This is a genomic window from Exiguobacterium acetylicum DSM 20416 (assembly GCF_000702605.1).
GTDB lineage: Bacteria > Bacillota > Bacilli > Exiguobacteriales > Exiguobacteriaceae > Exiguobacterium_A > Exiguobacterium_A acetylicum.
Genome location: NZ_JNIR01000001.1, coordinates 2,300,349 through 2,318,753, shown reverse-complemented (window position 1 = coordinate 2,318,753; position 18,405 = coordinate 2,300,349). Strand labels below are relative to the sequence as shown.

General features: G+C 41.2%; 19 protein-coding genes and 1 pseudogene. 19 read left to right on the top strand and 1 reads right to left on the bottom strand.

Annotated elements, in window-relative coordinates:
• The 9 genes and pseudogenes from P401_RS0112250 to P401_RS0112210 all read left to right on the top strand — a co-directional run bounded on the left by P401_RS0112250 (nt 1) and on the right by P401_RS0112210 (nt 6,791).
• The gene (locus P401_RS0112250) at nt 1–684 is read left to right on the top strand and encodes a hypothetical protein (protein ID WP_051656308.1); all 684 of its coding nucleotides are present in this window, start codon (nt 1–3) and stop codon (nt 682–684) included.
• Between the two features lie 44 nt (nt 685–728).
• Nucleotides 729–1,427, top strand: coding sequence for a hypothetical protein (locus tag P401_RS0112245; RefSeq protein WP_051656307.1), 699 nt, complete (start codon nt 729–731; stop codon nt 1,425–1,427).
• Nucleotides 1,428–1,457: 30 nt separating this feature from the next.
• On the top strand, nt 1,458–2,168 hold the full coding sequence (locus P401_RS0112240) for a hypothetical protein (RefSeq protein ID WP_029342702.1): 711 nt from the start codon (nt 1,458–1,460) through the stop codon (nt 2,166–2,168).
• On the top strand, nt 2,168–2,860 hold the full coding sequence (locus P401_RS0112235; protein WP_051656306.1) for a hypothetical protein: 693 nt from the start codon (nt 2,168–2,170) through the stop codon (nt 2,858–2,860). The genes P401_RS0112240 and P401_RS0112235 overlap by 1 nt, the downstream gene beginning before the upstream one ends.
• Before the next feature lie 15 nt (nt 2,861–2,875).
• Nucleotides 2,876–3,565, top strand: a complete 690-nt coding sequence (locus P401_RS0112230) for a hypothetical protein (protein ID WP_029342700.1) — start codon at nt 2,876–2,878, stop codon at nt 3,563–3,565.
• A 15-nt stretch (nt 3,566–3,580) separates the two neighbouring features.
• Nucleotides 3,581–3,931 (top strand): hypothetical protein, encoded by a 351-nt coding sequence (locus tag P401_RS18910; RefSeq protein ID WP_051656305.1) that lies wholly within the window; start codon nt 3,581–3,583, stop codon nt 3,929–3,931.
• Nucleotides 3,932–3,990: 59 nt separating this feature from the next.
• Complete coding sequence (locus tag P401_RS18905; protein ID WP_051656304.1) at nt 3,991–4,266, top strand: hypothetical protein; 276 nt, start codon at nt 3,991–3,993, stop codon at nt 4,264–4,266.
• A 79-nt stretch (nt 4,267–4,345) separates the two neighbouring features.
• Nucleotides 4,346–5,694 (top strand): annotated as a pseudogene (locus P401_RS18355) (IS3 family transposase).
• A gap of 197 nt (nt 5,695–5,891) precedes the next feature.
• Nucleotides 5,892–6,791 (top strand): LCP family glycopolymer transferase, encoded by a 900-nt coding sequence (locus tag P401_RS0112210; RefSeq protein WP_231681775.1) that lies wholly within the window; start codon nt 5,892–5,894, stop codon nt 6,789–6,791.
• A gap of 38 nt (nt 6,792–6,829) precedes the next feature.
• On the opposite strand, the gene P401_RS0112205 is transcribed toward P401_RS0112210, so the two are convergent.
• Complete coding sequence (locus P401_RS0112205) at nt 6,830–7,981, bottom strand: hypothetical protein (RefSeq protein ID WP_029342697.1); 1,152 nt, start codon at nt 7,979–7,981, stop codon at nt 6,830–6,832.
• Between the two features lie 199 nt (nt 7,982–8,180).
• On the opposite strand from P401_RS0112205, the gene P401_RS0112200 reads away from it, so the two are divergent.
• The 10 genes from P401_RS0112200 (at nt 8,181) to P401_RS0112155 (ending at nt 18,394) form a co-directional block, all read left to right on the top strand.
• Nucleotides 8,181–8,912: a YveK family protein gene (locus tag P401_RS0112200; RefSeq protein ID WP_029342696.1), complete on the top strand. Its 732-nt coding sequence runs from the start codon at nt 8,181–8,183 to the stop codon at nt 8,910–8,912.
• Nucleotides 8,905–9,600 (top strand): CpsD/CapB family tyrosine-protein kinase, encoded by a 696-nt coding sequence (locus P401_RS0112195; RefSeq protein WP_029342695.1) that lies wholly within the window; start codon nt 8,905–8,907, stop codon nt 9,598–9,600. The genes P401_RS0112200 and P401_RS0112195 overlap by 8 nt, the downstream gene beginning before the upstream one ends.
• An 11-nt stretch (nt 9,601–9,611) precedes the next feature.
• Nucleotides 9,612–10,376, top strand: coding sequence for a tyrosine-protein phosphatase (locus P401_RS0112190; protein ID WP_029342694.1), 765 nt, complete (start codon nt 9,612–9,614; stop codon nt 10,374–10,376).
• Nucleotides 10,377–10,567: 191 nt separating this feature from the next.
• A complete protein-coding gene (gene galU / locus P401_RS0112185; protein ID WP_029342693.1) occupies nt 10,568–11,455 on the top strand; it encodes a UTP--glucose-1-phosphate uridylyltransferase GalU in 888 nt (295 codons plus the stop codon).
• 41 nt (nt 11,456–11,496) lie between these two features.
• Nucleotides 11,497–13,347, top strand: coding sequence for a polysaccharide biosynthesis protein (locus tag P401_RS0112180; RefSeq protein ID WP_034786110.1), 1,851 nt, complete (start codon nt 11,497–11,499; stop codon nt 13,345–13,347).
• 19 nt (nt 13,348–13,366) lie between these two features.
• A complete protein-coding gene (locus tag P401_RS0112175) occupies nt 13,367–13,993 on the top strand; it encodes a sugar transferase (RefSeq protein WP_029342691.1) in 627 nt (208 codons plus the stop codon).
• Nucleotides 13,994–13,999: 6 nt separating this feature from the next.
• Nucleotides 14,000–14,878, top strand: coding sequence for an NAD-dependent epimerase/dehydratase family protein (locus P401_RS0112170; RefSeq protein ID WP_029342690.1), 879 nt, complete (start codon nt 14,000–14,002; stop codon nt 14,876–14,878).
• Entirely contained in the window at nt 14,875–16,020 is a 1,146-nt protein-coding gene (locus P401_RS0112165) for a glycosyltransferase family 4 protein (protein WP_029342689.1), read from the top strand. The genes P401_RS0112170 and P401_RS0112165 overlap by 4 nt, the downstream gene beginning before the upstream one ends.
• Entirely contained in the window at nt 16,017–17,048 is a 1,032-nt protein-coding gene (locus P401_RS0112160) for an NAD-dependent epimerase (protein WP_029342688.1), read from the top strand. The genes P401_RS0112165 and P401_RS0112160 overlap by 4 nt, the downstream gene beginning before the upstream one ends.
• On the top strand, nt 17,048–18,394 hold the full coding sequence (locus P401_RS0112155) for a nucleotide sugar dehydrogenase (RefSeq protein WP_081834745.1): 1,347 nt from the start codon (nt 17,048–17,050) through the stop codon (nt 18,392–18,394). Before P401_RS0112160 ends, P401_RS0112155 begins: the two co-directional genes overlap by 1 nt.
• The last annotated feature ends 11 nt before the right edge of the window (nt 18,395–18,405 follow it).

The window sequence follows — 18,405 nt, the reverse complement described above, 5'->3', positions numbered from 1 at the left end:
ATGAAACGTATCCTATGTGTCTTCCTCATTGGTGTTCTCTGTATAAGCGGGACACTCGAAGGACAAGCAGCATCAAAGGAAGCGTTGCAGATCAAAAAAGAGTACAAAGCACTCAAGTTCGGTATGACGCTAACGGAAGTCGCGAAGACAATATACGGAAAAGAGTACCGGAAATACATCAAGAAGCAAAATGGAAGCGTCATCTTTACGAAAAAACCGGGAACGACCGATAACGAACAAGGGTATCGGTCCCTCGGATATGTACTTGATCGCTCCTCCAAAAACCTTCCAACGACAACGCTTCTTGAATTTAGTACGAAACAGCACCAGAAGACATATTATCTGACACAAAAAGCGCTGTACTACCAAGCCGATACGGAAAATGGGTTGTATGAAAATAGCCGGACACTCATGAAGCCGGCGTCATTACGCCACGGGATGACGGAGAAACAACTCGATCAACTCGTGACAGGCAAAAAACTCGGACAGGTGTCAATGTATTTTAGTTGGAACGTTTCGTCTGTCATCAAAGAAAGTCCGATGAAAACGGGGCGCTACAAAATCTATCAATTCCATCGACCACATACGAAAAAGATGCAGGTCGTCGCCTTGTCCTATAACACGCAGAAAAAGCGATATGAGGTGGATACAGAAATCGGGATTTCATTGAAATACGAAAAATGAATAAGGATGATTCATGGAGTCATCGAGGAGAGTAGGAAACAGGTATGAAACGTATCATGATAGGGTCACTCTGTTTAGTACTGTTGCTTGGTCTGTTTGTTCCAGGAACAGTATCCGCAGCAACAAAAGCAGAAACGCTTGCGACGACACAGTACAAGGGCTTGAAAAATGGAATGACGATGCAACAAGTCGCGCAAGTCCTGTACGGCAAGTCGTATCAGAAACACCTGAAGAAAAGAAACGGATCGACTGTCTTGAAACTTCCAATCAACTTCGAAGGGGATGAGGAAGAACATAAGCAATTAATCCACGTCCTATCCGATTCGGCAACAACCCATCCCCCGACTGAACTGGTCTTACAATTCATGACGAAAGAGAAGAGTGCGAAGTATCGCTTGGTGACGAAAGCCTTGTTCATCGAACGGAAGACGAAGACAGGATATCGTGAAAGCACACGGACGCTCGTCAAAGGTGCCGTACTCCAGAACGGGATGACGGAAAAAGAGCTGGATGCGAAATTGACGGGGAAAGGTCTTGGTAACTGGACGATGCTCGGTCATATGGATACAGCGTCTGCTTATACGCTGGACGAACAAAAACTAGGATTTGCTGAAGTGTCTCGGATCAAAGAATATGTCTTTAAATCGACGACGAACAAGTGGAAACATGTCGAACTGACGTATAGCGAACAAAAAAGAACTTATCAGATCAGTGATGTTCGGACGATTCAGGAAAAAAACTAAAGCACGTGCAATAGAAAGTGAGTGAACGGGATGCAGAAGTGGATCAAGTCGAGTTTCGTCTGTCTGATGGTCATCGTATTACTTAGCAGTGGAACGGTCTCGGCGGCAACGAAAAACGAACAACAATTTACCGATTCTTTGAAAAACTATTCGTTCGGGATGACGGTGACAGAGTTTGCTAAGCAGATGTACGGCAAGTCGTATCAAAAATACTTAACGAAGAAAAATGGATCGACTGTTCTCAAACACGATGTAAAGAAAGTCATTTCAGAAGAATCTGTCGATAGCCTCCAGTATTTCTTCTATGATCAAACGAAACAAGAGCCGATGCATGTCATGCAAATCATGTTCATGAAAAAACCGAAGGATAAGCTCTATCGCCTTGTATTTAAAGGCGTGGACATGAAACGAGATCACCCGATGACCGTAAGGCAAAGTACGAAACAGCTCATGACAGGGAAACAGATTCGATTCGACATGACCACGAAACAAGTAGATGCTGTCCTGACAGGGAAAGGGCTCGGCGACTGGATGACGTGGGCTGTGATGGACTATCGCTCGGTCTTCTCAAAACGAGAGTTGAAGACCATTGGATTCGGAAATGCAAAAGTGAAAATCTATATCTTCCAGACGGATAACAAGGAGAAGCAGAAGCGCGTCAGGATGCATGATACGGGTAAAGGCTATGTCGTTGCGGATGTCATGACGGTTTCCGGCGCAAACGAAGACGGTGGATTCTGATGCATAAGTGGAACGTAAAACGATGGCTTCTCATGGTACTTGTCGCAATAGTTTCTTTACATCCAGTAACGGCGGATACGGCAACGAAGGCTGAGACAATCGCCACAAAACAATATCGTGCTTTAAAGCCCGGGATGACGGTGGAACAAGTCGCCAAAGTCCTCTATGGCAAGACGTATAAAAAACAACTGAAGATGAAAAACGGTTCACAAGTCTTACGATTGAACACAGAAATTGAGATGGAGGAATGGGATCGGAACGTCCTTCTCTATGATCTTGTGAATCGAAAAGTGGAATTCCCGTCAGCGATCGGTGTCCTGATGTTCATGACGGAGACGGGCGGAACGAAGTATCGGCTGACGATGAAACAAATGGAGTTCAAGCGTGACACCGCAGCCGGATTCCGGACGAGTGATCGCAAACTGATCAAGGGTGCGAAAATCAAGAACGGGATGACGGAACAACAAGTCGATCGATTACTAACGGGGAAAGGGCTCGGTGCATTCGGAACACTCGGTCACGTCGATACGACATCCGTCCTTCGAAAAAAAGAAGTCAAAGCAGGGAAAGCGACGATCATTCATACAAAATCGTACGTTTTTCCGACTGCAACAAACAAATGGCAATACATCTTTTTCATCTATGATACGAAAAAGAAAACGTATCGTGTCGAAGATCATAGTCAGTATTAAAAAGGAGATTAGAGTATGAACACGACATTCATGAGAATCACAGTGGCGACAATCATCGCAGGATCAACATTCCTTAGTGGCACGGCATCGGCAGCGACGAAAGTCGAGACGACAGCGACGAATCAATACACAGCACTCAAAGCGGGTATGACGGTGGAGCAAGTCGCAAAAGTCTTATACGGCAAAGACTACAAAAAACAATTAACGACAAAAAGCGGTTCACAAGTATTGAAGACGAAAGAAGAGTTTAAGGACGTTGAAGATAAGCGTAAAGAAATTTATTACGAAATCTATGATCGGAATGCAAAGATTCCTCCGACTTTGATGTCGCTCGGTTTCATGACGAAAAAGAACGATTCCGTGTATCGTCTTATTTCGAAACAAGTCGAAATGGGACGGAATACATATTCCGAATACCGAGAGAGTACACGGAAGTTAAACGCGGGCGCTAAAATCAAGACGGGAATGACGGAGAAACAACTCGATGGTGTGCTCTCGGGGTCTGGTCTTGGGGAATGGGCTGGATTGCTTGAGGAAGATGCACGAAGCGTCTTCAGTGCGAAAGAAATCAAAGACTATGAGATTGAAGCGTTTAAAGGAAAATTGTATGTCTTCCAAAAATCGACGAAATCACGTGTTTACGTTGAGATGAGTTATGACACGAAAAAGAAAGCCTACGTTATTGAAAATCACGAGACATTCTAAAAAGGAGATAGGAACATGAAAATGACATTTACGAAAGTTACAGTAGCAACAGTACTCGCAGGAACGACTTTATTCGGAGGAGCGGCATCTGCTGCGACGAAAGACGAAACGAAAGTAACCGATCGTTACACCGCATTAAAAGCGGGGATGACAATCGAGCAAGCAGCAAAAGTCATCTATGGGAAAGATTATAAGAAACAACTGACGAAAAAAAGTGGTTCGACGGTACTAAAGAAAAAGGCGGAATTCACGACCGTATCACAAGGTCAAAAAACAACGGCATACACGTTCTCTGATGAAAAGAACTTTACGAACATATCTGTGTTTCAGTTCATGACGAAAAAAATAGTTCAGTCTATCGTTTGACAGGAAAATCACTAGATCTGTTTCGTGTTGATAGTTACTCAGGTGCTCGTGAAAGTAAGATGAAACTGCTCAAAGGAAAGAAAATCAAGACGGGTATGACGGAGAAACAATTGGATGCAGTATTATCTGGTTCAGGTCTTGGCGAGTGGACAGGAGTAGACTCGATTGACTGGACATCGATTCAAACGAAACAAGAACTAGACTATGGACTCGGAATCAAGGCACTCTCGAAAACATACGTGTTCCCAACTTCGACAACACAACGTAAACTCGTCATTATGAACTATGACTATGAGAAGAAAACATATACGGTAGAAAGTCAAACATCACTCTAATGAACGAAAGAGCTTATCTGAACGTGAACTGCCCCATAAAAGTTGGACATAAAAATCCAACTTTTATGGGGTATTTTTTATGGTCAAATATACGAAGGCATTTAAGATCAAGGTTGTTGAACGTTATCTGACGGGACGAGACGGATACCAGATTATGGCGGAGGAATTCGGGATACGACCTGAACGAGTCCGTGAGTGGTCGCGTCTTTATGAACGTTGGGGAGAGACGATCTTCGATCCTTCCTATACAACACACTCGCCGGCATTTAAACTGGAGGTATTAAACGACATGGCGACCAACGGACTGTCCTACATAGAGGCAGCCGTAAAATATCGAATTTCCTCCCCGGGGATGATCTCGAACTGGCGATCGACGTATGAACGGGAGGGGACCGCAGGTCTGGTCACTAGACCGAAAGGACGTGCCCCGATGGCGAGACACAAGAAGAAAGATTTTGAAAAGATGACAGAAGTCGAGAAGCTCAAGGAGCGGGTCGAGTATCTCGAGATGGAGAACGCTGCGCTAAAAAAATTGAGAGCCTTGGTTCAAGAAGAGAATGCGCGACGAACCGGATCAAGGCGCAAGTAATCGATGAGTTGCGGGCGGTCTATCCCGTCCCGGGACTCCTCCGCGTGCTCGAGATGGCTCGGAGTGTCTACTACTATTGGCGGACGCGCCTGACGGGCGAAGACAAGTACGCGGAGGTGAAGTCGGCCATCCATACCCTCTTCCACGAACACGAGGGACGATGTGGCTATCGTCGCATCCACGCACTTCTCGAACGCCAAGGCTTCCGGCACGATCCGAAGACCGTGCGCCGTCTCATGAACGAGCTCGGTCTCAAGTGTCTCGTCCGCATGAAGCGATACCGTTCCTATAAAGGACGGGTCGGAGAAGTCGCACCGAATCTTCTCCAACGTGACTTCAAGGCCACCGGTCTGAACCAGAAATAGGTGACTGACGTCACTGAATTTCATCTGTTCGGGGAGAAGCTCTACCTCTCGCCGATGATGGACTTGGGAAACCGTGAAATCATTGCCTATACCCTATCGGACCGACCTACCTATCGATTCGTTGGCGAAATGTTGGACCAGGCAATCGGGAAGCTCGACGGAGAGGCGCGCCCAATCCTTCATTCCGATCAGGGGTGGCATTATCAATACAGAGCGTTCACTGGTACGCTCCACGAGCACGGCATTACGCAAAGTATGTCCCGTAAGGGCAACTGTCTCGACAACGCAGCCATCGAAAGCTTCTTCGCCGTGCTCAAGTCAGAGCTCCTGTATCTCAAGGAGTTTGATGACATGGATCACTTCAAATATGAGCTTGAGCGTTACATCGAGTACTATAACCATCGTCGTATCAAGAGACGACTAAAAAACCTGAGCCCGGTGGAATACCGGACTCAGGTCCTCAAGGTCGCCTGACAAATTATTTATTGTCTAACTTTTTTGGTTCAGTTCAACGATAGGCTCTTTTTTTCATCTTTTCCCGTTTTTTACAAATCGATCTCAAATTTCGTTATACTCGGACTGTAAGTTTTTTCATGGATGACCGATACTAACGAGAAGCAAAACACAGAAGGGAATGGACGCAGTTGGAACGAGTCAAAAAAAGACGTAAGGTGAAAAAACGCTGGACACCACTGAAAATCATGCTATTGATCGCACTTGTCCTCGTCGTCGGTGTCGGCGGATTCATCGGCTATACATATTATCAAGTCGACCAAACGGTCAAAAAAATTCAATCACCCGTCAAGAATACGGGAGACAAAGTCGTCGAAGAGCAAAAGCCGGTTTCGGTTCTGTTACTTGGTGTCGACCAACGTCCAGGAGAGCGCGGACGCAGTGACTCAATCATGGTCATGACATTGAACCCGACACGAAATGAAAGTCGATTGATCAGTATTCCCCGGGACACGAAGGTTGATATCGTCGGAAAAGGAACAAATGATAAGATCAACCATGCGTATTCATTCGGTGGACCGGAGATGGCAATCAAGACAGTCGAAAAGTTTCTTAATATCCCAATCAACTACTATGCAGAAATCAATATGGAAGGGTTCACGTCCTTGGTTGATGCAGTCGGTGGGGTGACGGTCAATAACGACATCGACTTTACGGTCAGTGGGACACATTTCCCAGTCGGTAAAGTCAACTTAGATGGAAAATCAGCATTGAAGTTCACACGGATGCGTTATGAAGATCCACGTGGTGACTTCGGTCGACAGATGCGCCAACGGGAAGTCATCGCCCAAGTCGCAAACAAATTGTCATCTGATGTTTCAGTCAGTAACTTCAACGCCATCATGGATGTCGTCGGCAAAAACGCTCAGACGAACGTTTCGTTTAAACCGATGCGTACTTTAGCATTTGATTACATGGATGCCTTCCGTAACCAGAAGAACTTGAAACTCGAAGGAACGGGTGGAAAAGAAGGCGACGGAATTTATTACTGGCACCCGACAGAAGATTCATTAAAAGAGACACAAACGGCATTACGCTATTCACTCGATATGGAATGAACAAAAGCACCGAATCTCACGGATTCGGTGCTTTTCGTTTAGAACGATTGTTCCGCTAAACGAATCCGACTGATCGTTCCGTCTTTTGCAAAACGTTGGAGACGATACGAGTTACTCGTGACGAGTCCTGTCGATTCCGTTTCTAGTTGAAGTGGGGCGAGTGAGGCTAATTGCTCATTCGTAATAGTCGTCTCCGTCCAGTCAATGGCGATGACCTTGTTGTCCTTCAAGACAAAAAAGTGATTTCCGTAAAACAGGTAGTCATGCAATTCATCATTGAAAGTCCGATCGGCTGGTCCATAAAGACTATTCAGTTCTTCACTACTTTTGCCGATAAGGTCAATGAGGGTCCCGGTAACAAAACTTGTATCGAGCTGATCGTTGACCCACGTCAAAAGCGTTTCATCAGCAAGTGGTTCACCTTCAAGCCGTTTTGTCGTATCGGACGTTTTAATATAACCCGTTAAATCATCCGACAATTCGATTTCAGTCACACCGTCATTTTTCTTGACGATGCGATATCCGTCACCGAAATCGGCTTCGTACAGCAATGTCGTCATCGACTCTTCCCGGTAGATGTTGCTCGAACGTGTTTTGATGTATAGGACATCATCAACAGCGGCAGTCTCTTCTGGTACTGTCGGTTTCTTTTCCTTCGTTTTTTCAACTGTGACGGGTTTTTCGACAGTAGCCTTTGGTGTCGTATCTGCAGATCCTACGAAGTATGTCGAGTAGACGTAAGTTCCACCGGCTCCAAGTAAGAAACAAAGAATCAACAGCGCGATCCAGCCCCAAGGTAACGGTCGTTTTGCTCCAGCATGCTTGATTTCTTTCTCTTTTTTACGTCGTTTTGGTTCCGGTTCGCGTTGACTCCGTGAAAGAGTTGGAAGTGGTTCTTCTGCCTCGTCCGGGAGTGGACCATCTTCGTCCAAGATTGGACGAGCGACTAATGTACCGTAAAAGTCAGCTAATGTCGCATGATGTTTTCCGACGAGGAATGCATTCCATTCTTCGACCGTGACGGTATCTTCGTCATAAGGAATCAGTGGCGGTTGACCGGTAATTCGGATCATCGTATCCGTCAAGGATTCCGTCGAAGCAAGACTCGAACGAATCCGTTCATGAAGTCGTGCGATATCCTCCTTCGAGTGAGATGTATAGAATTGTAGCGCTTGTAACGAGCGATGCATAAAGAAATTCCTCCTATGTCGAGATACGGAAATGAATGTAAAAAGTAACAATTCATCTTTTATTATACGCAATGTTTTTCAATAAACGTATGTCATTTCCTAAAAAAACATCAACCATTTCCCAAATATTTGTTATACTGAGTCCTAGTTGATGTAGGAAAGTCACTGAATTAGACAAATAAAGGAGAATAATTAGACCATGAATGAAACGATTAGCTTGCAGGAATTATTTTCGATTTTACGTAAATCGTTCTGGCGCATCTTGGCGTTGACGATCGTCGCCGCCCTCATCTCATTTGCCGTCAGTAGCTTTTTGATTAAACCGACGTATCAAGCAGGGACGCAAATTCTCGTCACACCGAAGAAACAAGACAATGAAGTCATTGATGCACAGTCTGTCCAGTCGTCTGTCACATTGGTTAATACATATCGGGTCATCATCAAGAGCCCGGCGATTTTAGAACAGGTTCAAAAGGAAGTTCCGAACGCACCAACGAATATGAATGCTTTGAACAACATGGTCACGGTCGAAAGTGAACAAAACTCTCAGGTCATTAACGTCTCTGTCCAAAGTACCGATGCAGCATTAGCATCCAACTTGGCGAACTCGATTGCTGAAGTCTTTAGTTCAGACGTTCAAGAATTAATGAGTGTTGATAACGTTACGGTCTTGTCGACATCAGGTATCCCAACGTCACCTGTCAGTCCCAATATTATTTTGAACACAGCAATCGCAGCAGTCGTTGGACTCTTACTCGGTGTCGGTCTTGCCTTCTTACGTGAAGTACTAGACCGTCGCATTCGGACAGAAGATCAAGTCCAACAGATTCTTGATCTCCCAGTTCTCGGTAGTATCCCGGATATCGATAGTAAAGTATTCAAGTCATCGTCAAAAGCAGCAAAACGAGAGGCGGTCAAACAATATGGCTAAGAAGAGCAAAATGAACAAAGACGCACGGAAGCTGATTACGGTCACGCAACCGAAGTCACCTGTCGCGGAGCAATACCGGACGATCCGGACGAACATCGAGTTCATGGCCGTCGATCGTGAGATTCAAGCAATTCTTGTCACCTCTGCAACACAAGGTGAAGGAAAATCAACGACGTCATCAAACTTGGCCGTTGCTTACGCGCAACAAGGGAAAAAAGTCTTAATCATCGATACCGATATGCGTCGTCCGACAGTGCATTACACGTTCAAAGTGGCGAACGGATTAGGACTCTCGAGCCTTTTGACACGCCAAGCGGAAAAAGACAAAGCGATCTTACCGACGAAAGTTGATAACCTGTCAATTTTGACAGCAGGTCCGATTCCACCGAACCCGGCTGAACTCTTATCGTCACGTGCGATGGAACATCTCGTTTCACAACTTCGTGAGGAATTCGACGTCATCATTTTTGATGCACCACCATTGTTGCAAGTCGCTGACAGCCGGATTACTTCGAAACTAACGGATGGTGTCGTTCTTGTCGTCGGTTGTACGACATCTGATCGTCAACGAGTGTTAAAAGCGAAAGAACAGCTTGAACTGGCCGAAGCGAAAATTCTCGGTGTCGTCTTGAACCGTCGTGAACTGACGGATGATTCAGCATACCAATACTACTATTCCTATGAGTGAGGGACATCTATATGGTTGATATCCATTGTCATATTTTGCCGCTCGTCGATGACGGTCCGGCTAGTGTCGAACACGCGTTACAGTTAGCTGAACAAGCTGTCGCAGAGGGAGTGTCGCGGATCATCGCGACTCCACACCTCTATCATCCGCAATTCGAAACAGAAGATGTCGATGTTCAGTTGACGGTTGATGAGTTCAATGTCTTGTTGAAACAACGTGATATTCCATTAACCGTCTATCCAGGTCATGAGATCCGGTTGATCGGTGAATTGATGGAAGCGTTAGAAGCAGGACAAGCGCTGACACTCAACGATTCACGCTATATTTTAATCGAGTTTCCGTCAAGCGGAATTCCGTCGTATGCTCGTCAAGTCTTTGCAGAATTGATTTCCGATGGTTATATCCCGGTCGTTGCCCATCCGGAAAAAAATAAAGCATTCATTCAAAATCCATCGTTACTCTTTGAATTGATTTCAAACGGTGCTATCAGTCAGGTGACGTGCGCTAGTTTGATCGGCAAGTACGGGAAGGATGTCCAGCGGTTTGCGATTGCTTTGCTTGAGAATGGGTTAGCCCATCTTGTGGCAAGTGATGCGCACCACCTCGAGAAACGTCCATTCTACTGGAAGCAATGCGAACGGATGCTTGAGAAAACGTTCGAAGATTGGTTGATCGATGAGATTTATGAAAACAATGAAGCCGTTCTCTTGAACCAACTCGTGACAATTAATCCCCCGAGTCCTGTCGAGAAGAATTGGAAAGGACAGTGGGTATAACATTTTTTGTCAAGGTAAGGGAAAGAGAGTGAATTAGTACTCTCTTTTTTTTATGTTAACGCTTACATTATGAAATTATGGAAAACTTTATGGAAAGAAACACGAGTCCTGTGTTATTGTATTTTACATAAAGAATGGAATGTTAGATATAATTTGGGAAACCGAATTTATATATGGGAGATGATTATGTGATTAAAGTAAAAAAGGCAGTCATTCCAGCAGCTGGTCTAGGCACACGATTTTTACCAGCGACAAAAGCGATGCCAAAGGAAATGTTACCGATCGTTGATAAACCGACGATTCAATACATCATTGAAGAGGCGATCGAATCAGGAATTGAAGATATCTTGATTATTACTGGTAAAGGGAAACGCGCGATCGAAGATCATTTTGATTCCGTACCAGAGTTAGAAGCGAACCTGATTTCGAAGAATAAATCAGAATTACTTTACTTAGTCGAAGAGACAACGAAGATTAACATTCATTTCATTCGTCAATCAAAACCAAAAGGTCTTGGGAATGCGATTCTTCAAGCGAAAGCATTCGTTGGTAATGAACCATTCGTCGTCATGCTTGGCGATGATATCGTTCAGGCTGACGTGCCGTGTACGCGACAGCTAATCGAACAGTATGAAATCACGAATAGTTCAATCATTGGTGTACAACCAGTTCCAGAAAAAGATACACATCGTTACGGCATCGTTGATCCAAGCTCGAGCATCTCAGAGCAATTACATAAGGTGAAATCTTTCGTCGAAAAGCCAGCACCAGGAACAGCCCCATCGAACTTAGCGATTTTAGGACGTTATCTACTCACGCCAGAAATCTTTAAATATCTTGAAACACAACAAGTTGGTTCAGGTGGCGAAATTCAATTGACGGACGCGATTACACGACTCAATGAAATGCAACGGGTCTTTGCCTACGAATTTGATGGTAAACGGTATGATGTTGGTGAAAAATTAGGATTCATTCGAACGACACTCGAATTTGCCTTGAACCGTGAAGATTTAGGAGAAGACGTAGCAGCGATGATGGAAGAGTTGTTACAGGTACACAAATCACAATCGCTTGTCTGAAAATCAGTATGTCAAATATTAGTTGAAAGGAGTGAATGTTCGTGAAGAAGTATTATTATTACCGGACGATTTTACTGGCATGTATGGATGCCTGTGCATTGATGGTGGCGATGAGCTTTACATATTTTTTCTTGTATCCAAAGGAATTATTTTTATTGATCGACAGTCGTGATGTAATTCAGTCAGCGACGGTATTTGCCCTACTCTTCATCACTGTCGCGTTTCTCATGAAACTGTACCGTGTTAACTGGAAATATGCGAGTGTACAGGAAGCAATGACATTATCATTGTCCCTGGGACTCAGCTCAATCGGCTTAATAGTGTATCAAGTTCTATTCTTCGGACAAGTCTTAGAACGCATCACGCTATTAAGTTTTTGTATTTCTTTACTGCTACTTGGAGCAATCCGAGTAGGCTTACGTCTGCTTGGGATCGGTCAACATTGGCGGAAGTATGCCTTACCTCGTCGCATGATCAAGTCGCGAAAGCGGACGTTGGTCATCGGGGCAGGACGTGCAGGACGGGCATTGGTTCGTCAACTCTATGCATCACCATTCCATGAATTAAAGCCGGTTGCTTTTGTCGATGATGATCCAAAAAACATGCATTTCGTGATTCAAGGAATCGAAGTTGCAGGAACGACGGAGGACTTAAAGGCAGTCATCGAGCGACATAAAATTGAAGCCATCGTCTTAGCGATTCCATCGTTGTCACAGCAACGCCGAATCGAACTGATCACCGAGGCAAAGACACTGTGTAAGAACGTTCAAACCTTACCGATGATTGAAGAACTTGTGACGGGGAAAGTCTCGGTCAACGCGATTCGCGATGTATCGATTGAAGACTTACTCGGACGCGAACCGGTTGAACTGAACATCTCGGGGATTCGAAGTGAGATTGAAGGACGGACGGTCCTTGTTACAGGAGCCGGTGGATCGATTGGATCAGAAATTTGTCGCCAAATCATTCAATTCAATCCGACGACGTTAGTATTACTCGGTCATGGTGAGAACAGCATCTATTTGATTGAACGGGAACTGCGGAGTTTACAGACAGCAATCAATCTAGTGCCAATCATTGCCGATGTGCAAGACCAGATGCGTTTAGATGAAGTGTTTGCACAACATCGACCGGATGTCGCCTTCCATGCAGCGGCTCATAAACACGTGCCTTTAATGGAAGCAAATCCGTATGAGTCTGTTAAAAATAATGTCTATGGAACGAAGAACGTCGCAGAAGTAGCCGACCGTCATCAGGTCGAACGATTCGTCATGATCTCAACAGATAAAGCGGTCAATCCAACAAACGTCATGGGTTCGACGAAGCGGATTGCCGAGATGATCATTCAGGATTTAGGAAAACGGAGTCAGACGAAGTTTGCCGTCGTTCGTTTCGGTAACGTCCTTGGTAGTCGAGGGTCTGTCATTCCACTCTTTAAATCACAAATTGAGGCCGGTGGACCTGTAACGGTGACCCATCCAGAAATGACACGATTCTTCATGACGATTCCAGAAGCAAGTCGATTAGTCATTCAAGCAGGTATACTAGCTGACGGCGGAGAGGTTTTCGTCCTTGATATGGGCGAGCCGGTCAAAATCGTTGATCTTGCGAAAAACATGATTGAGTTGAGTGGTTTCACGGAAGACGAGATGCCAATCGTATTTTCTGGAATTCGACCGGGAGAAAAGATGTATGAAGAATTACTAAAAGATGGAGAAGTCGATCCAGAAGCGATTTATCCGAAGATTTTCGTCGGTCGAACGAAACAAGCTGAACCAATTGAAGAAATATTACGGATGGTCGAAAATCATCAACTAAATCCACTTCAATTACGCAATACGCTACTTGATATCGCCAATGACGTCGCGATGAAACAACAAAAATTAGTATGAACATAAGGAGCTAAAGCAAATGAGTTATATGACAGTGAAACGGTTGTTAGGATTCATCCTAGCACTTGTGGCATGTATCGTATTGATACCAGTATTTTTATGCATTATGGGAGCGATAAAGATTGAATCAAGAGGACCAGTCTTCTTCAAACAAAAACGAGTTGGTCTAAAGAAGAGTCATTTCAACATTTTAAAGTTCCGGACCATGTATATTGAAACACCACAAGATACACCGACTCATTTGCTTGCTGATCCGGATGTTTATATTACGCGTGTCGGGAAGTTCTTACGGAAAACAAGTTTAGATGAACTACCACAACTGTTTAACATCTTAAAGGGTGAGATGAGCTTTGTCGGACCGCGTCCTGCGTTATGGAATCAATATGATTTGATTGATGAGCGCGATAAATACAAAGCGAACGATACATTACCTGGATTAACAGGATGGGCTCAAATCAATGGTCGTGATGAATTACCGATTGAAGTAAAAGCAAAACTTGATGGAGAATATGTTCAACGTATGGGGATTTTAATGGACTCACGTTGTTTCATTGCTACAGTCTTTAGTGTATTGAAAAGTGATGGAGTAGTTGAAGGTGGTACTGGAACGATTACGGCAAAAGAATCAGCAAGTACAAAGGAGTAAACACTAATGAAAAAGGTACTTGTCACAGGTGAGAACGGTTATATAGGTAAACAATTTAAAAAGTGGATTGATGATAACGAAAGTAAAATAATCTTAGAGTTCGTTTCAATTAGAGAAGAAAGTTGGAAAGTTAAGAATTTCAGTGATTATGACGCGGTACTGCATCTTGCGGGTATAGCACATGTGTCTAGAAATCCTAAACTAGAAGATCTGTACTACAAAATCAATAGAGATCTCACACTTGAGGTAGCGAAAAAGGCTAAAAAAGATGGTGTTAAGCAATTTATTTTTATGAGCAGTATTATAGTTTACGGTAAGAAAAGTGTAGGTCTAGAAAATGGGATTATTAATAAAAATACTCTACCTATTCCTAATGATTTTTACGGAGACAGTAAATTACAAGCAGAAAAGTTACTTGAGAAATTACAAAATAATGATTTTAATGTTGCTATTATTCGTCCACCTATGATTTATGGACCTGAATCAAAAGGAAACTTTGAATTACTAAAAAAAGCTGTACCTTTAACTTTTTTATTTCCTTATATTGAGAATAAAAGAAGTATGTTGTTTATCGATAACTTATCTAACTTTTTGAAGTTAATAATTTTGAACGAAGATAAAGGAATGTTCTTTCCACAAAACAAAGAATACGTCTCTACATCAAATTTAGTGAAAGAAATCGCAAATACTTATAAAAGAAAAATGATATTAACTACTGCTTTTAATTTTTTAATATTGAGATTAAGTCAAAGAGTAAATGTAATTGAAAAATTATTCGGAAATTTAGCTTATGATCATTCATTATCAACTTATAGAGATAATTACCAATTAGTAGAATTTAAAAAAACAATAAAAGATTCTATATTAAGGAGATCTAGATTTTGAAAGTCATACAAATCACATCTGTAGATACTATGATGCACAATATGCTTGGAGCTTTAAATAAAGAATGTATACAGCAAAACATTGAAGTAGTCGCAATATGTGAAGTTAACAATCATGGACAAGTTATTGAAAATACAGGAGTAAGATTAATTAATAAAAAAATCGGAAGAAATATCGGGCTTTCTAACATTATTTCTATTTTTGAAATTATGAAGATACTAAAAAAAGAAAAACCTGATATTGTTCATACTCACGCACCAGTAGCGTCTGTTATTACAAGAATCGCTTGTAAATTAGTAGGAATTGAAAATGTGATTTATACAGCTCATGGATTTTATTTCCATGATGAAATGAGCAAGTTAAAGTATAATTTTTTCTTTAGTATAGAAAAAATTATGGCTAAATTTTTTACAAAGCATTTATTTGTTCAATCAAAAGAAGATACCGAGCTAGCTATTCTCAAGAATTTTCTTCCTAAGCAGAAAATTGACTACATAGGTAATGGCATTGACCTTGAAAACAAATTTAATATACAGAAATATTCAACAAAAAAAATTAAATCGATTAAACATCAGTTTCAAATATCCGAAAATGAGATTGTAATTTCTTTTATTGGGCGCTTAGTAGAAGAAAAAGGCATTATTGATTTATTAGAGGCGTTTGAAATGATTAATAATATCAAAATTAAATTATTGATAATAGGGGACTTGGCTCCAGGTGAACGCGATTTAGAGACAGTGAAGAAAATTGAGAAATATAAAAAAAATAAAAACATCATTTTTACTGGTAGACGAGAAGATATAAATGATTTGTTAATTATAAGTGACATTTATTGTTTGCCTTCATATAGAGAAGGCATGCCTCGATCAATTATAGAGGCTATGGCGATGGGGAATGCAATTATTGCTACTGATATTAGGGGCTGTAGAGAACAAGTTATTAACAATTCTAATGGATTTATTGTTCCATTAAAATCTCCATCTGAAATTTCTAAAAAAATTATTTATTTAGCGGAAAATTTACAAGTCTTACAAAGGTTTCAGCAAAATTCGATTCAACTTGCTATAGAAAAATATAATGAAGAAAAAATTGTTGATTTTCAAATTAATAGATTTAAAGAGCTAATGGGGGAAGAAGTATGAAAATTTTAGTGACAGGAAGCGCAGGATTTATTGGGTTTCACGTTTCAAAGCGCTTATTAAAAGAAGGAAACAAAGTAGTTGGTCTGGATAACGTCAATGACTACTATTCCGTACAATTAAAAGAAGATCGATTGAAGGAACTTATTGATCATCCTAACTTTACATTTTATAAAAATGATTTAGAAGACTTATCTTCTATGCAAGACATTTTTATACAAGAAGAATTCGACGTGGTAATCAACTTAGCTGCGCAGGCTGGTGTAAGATATAGCTTGAAAAATCCCCATGCGTATATTAACAGTAATATTGTTGGATTCATGAATATTTTAGAATGTTCGCGTCATCACAATATTCAACATTTAATTTATGCTTCAAGCAGCTCGGTATATGGCGCAAATGAGTCGTTGCCGTTCTCTATTCACGATAACATTGATCACCCAATGAGTTTATACGCAGCAACCAAAAAGTCCAACGAATTAATGGCACACACATATAGCCAATTATTTAATTTACCGACAACCGGATTACGATTCTTTACGGTATATGGACCATGGGGACGACCAGATATGGCATTATTCCTATTCACTAAAGCTATTTTAGAAGGTAAAGAAATTGATGTTTTTAATAACGGAAATATGCTACGTGATTTCACATTTGTAGATGACATTGTAGAGTCGATTTTTCGATTGACACAACAACCTGCAAAGCATAATCCAAAGTGGAGTGGGCTAAACCCGGATCCTGGAACAAGCTACGCACCATATCGTGTCTATAACATTGGAAACAATAGTCCGGTAAAACTATTAGATTTCATTGAGGCTATTGAAAAAAAATTAGGAATAACTGCAAAGAAGAAGTTCTTGCCCCTTCAAGCTGGTGATGTTCCACAAACTTTTGCTAATGTAGAAGATTTAATCAATGATATTCAATTTAAGCCAGAAACAAAAATTCAAGATGGAATTGATCAATTTATTGAATGGTACGTTAGCTATTACGAAAAAACTATCGAATCAGGAGTGACACAATAATGAATACTTTAAATAGCACAAGAAATAGCACAAGTACAATTGTACCTTTGTTGCCAGCAAAAGATCGTTCAATCGGAATTGTTGGATTAGGATACGTAGGATTACCTGTTGCAGTAGAGTTCGGAATGAGTAAGCAAGTTGTAGGTTTTGATATTAATGAATCAAGATTAGATGAATTAAAGAATGGGTTAGATCAAACAAATGAAGTAGAAAGCGATTATTTAAAAAAATCTGATGTCATATACACAAATGAAATTAGTAAATTAAGTGAATGCGACTTTATTATCGTAGCAGTTCCGACACCAGTAGATGACAGTAAAACGCCTGATTTAACACCATTATTAAAAGCATCAGAAACAGTAGGAAAAGCACTTAAAAAAGGAACAATTGTAGTATACGAATCTACAGTATATCCTGGTGCAACAGAAGACGATTGTGTACCTGTTTTAGAGAAAATGTCTGGTTTAAAGTGTGGTGAAGATTTCTTTGTTGGATATTCGCCAGAACGTATTAATCCAGGTGATAAAATACATACATTTAAATCTATAATAAAAGTTGTTTCGGGACAGACGCCTGAAGTACTTGATATTGTAGCAGAAGTTTATGAGAGTGTAGTCGAAGCTGGTGTACACCGTGCGCCCTCTATTAAAGTAGCAGAAGCAGCAAAAGTTATTGAAAATTCACAGAGAGATATTAATATTGCATTCATGAATGAACTGTCAATTATATTCAATAAGATGAACATTAATACAAAACATGTATTAGAAGCTGCGGCTACTAAGTGGAATTTTTTAAACTTTTCACCTGGTCTAGTAGGTGGTCATTGCATAGGGGTGGATCCATACTATCTAACTTCTAAATCTGAACAAATAGGATATAGCCCTGAAATTATTTTAGCAGGAAGAAAACTGAACGATAACATGGGAAAATATGTTGCAGAACAAATTGTGAAAAATATGATAAAAAGTAAAATGGATATTTCAAATTCAATAGTTACTATTTTAGGAGTTACGTTTAAAGAGAATGTACCAGATGTTCGAAATACAAAAGTAATTGACGTAATAAATAGTTTGACAGAATTTAATATTGATATACAGTTAGCAGATTTAAATGCTGATTCCGAAGAATTTTATAAAGAATATAATCTAGAATTATTAGATTTGAAGCAATTAAAAAAATCAAATGTTATTATTTTAGCAGTTCCCCATACAGAGTATGTGAATGAAATTTTAATGCTACTAAATAATTTAACAGAAGAAAATGACAAATTTATTTTCTTCGATATCAAAAGTGCTGTAGATGTAAATCTACTTGATATGAATAAAGTACAATATTTAAGTTTATAAAATAGAAAAGG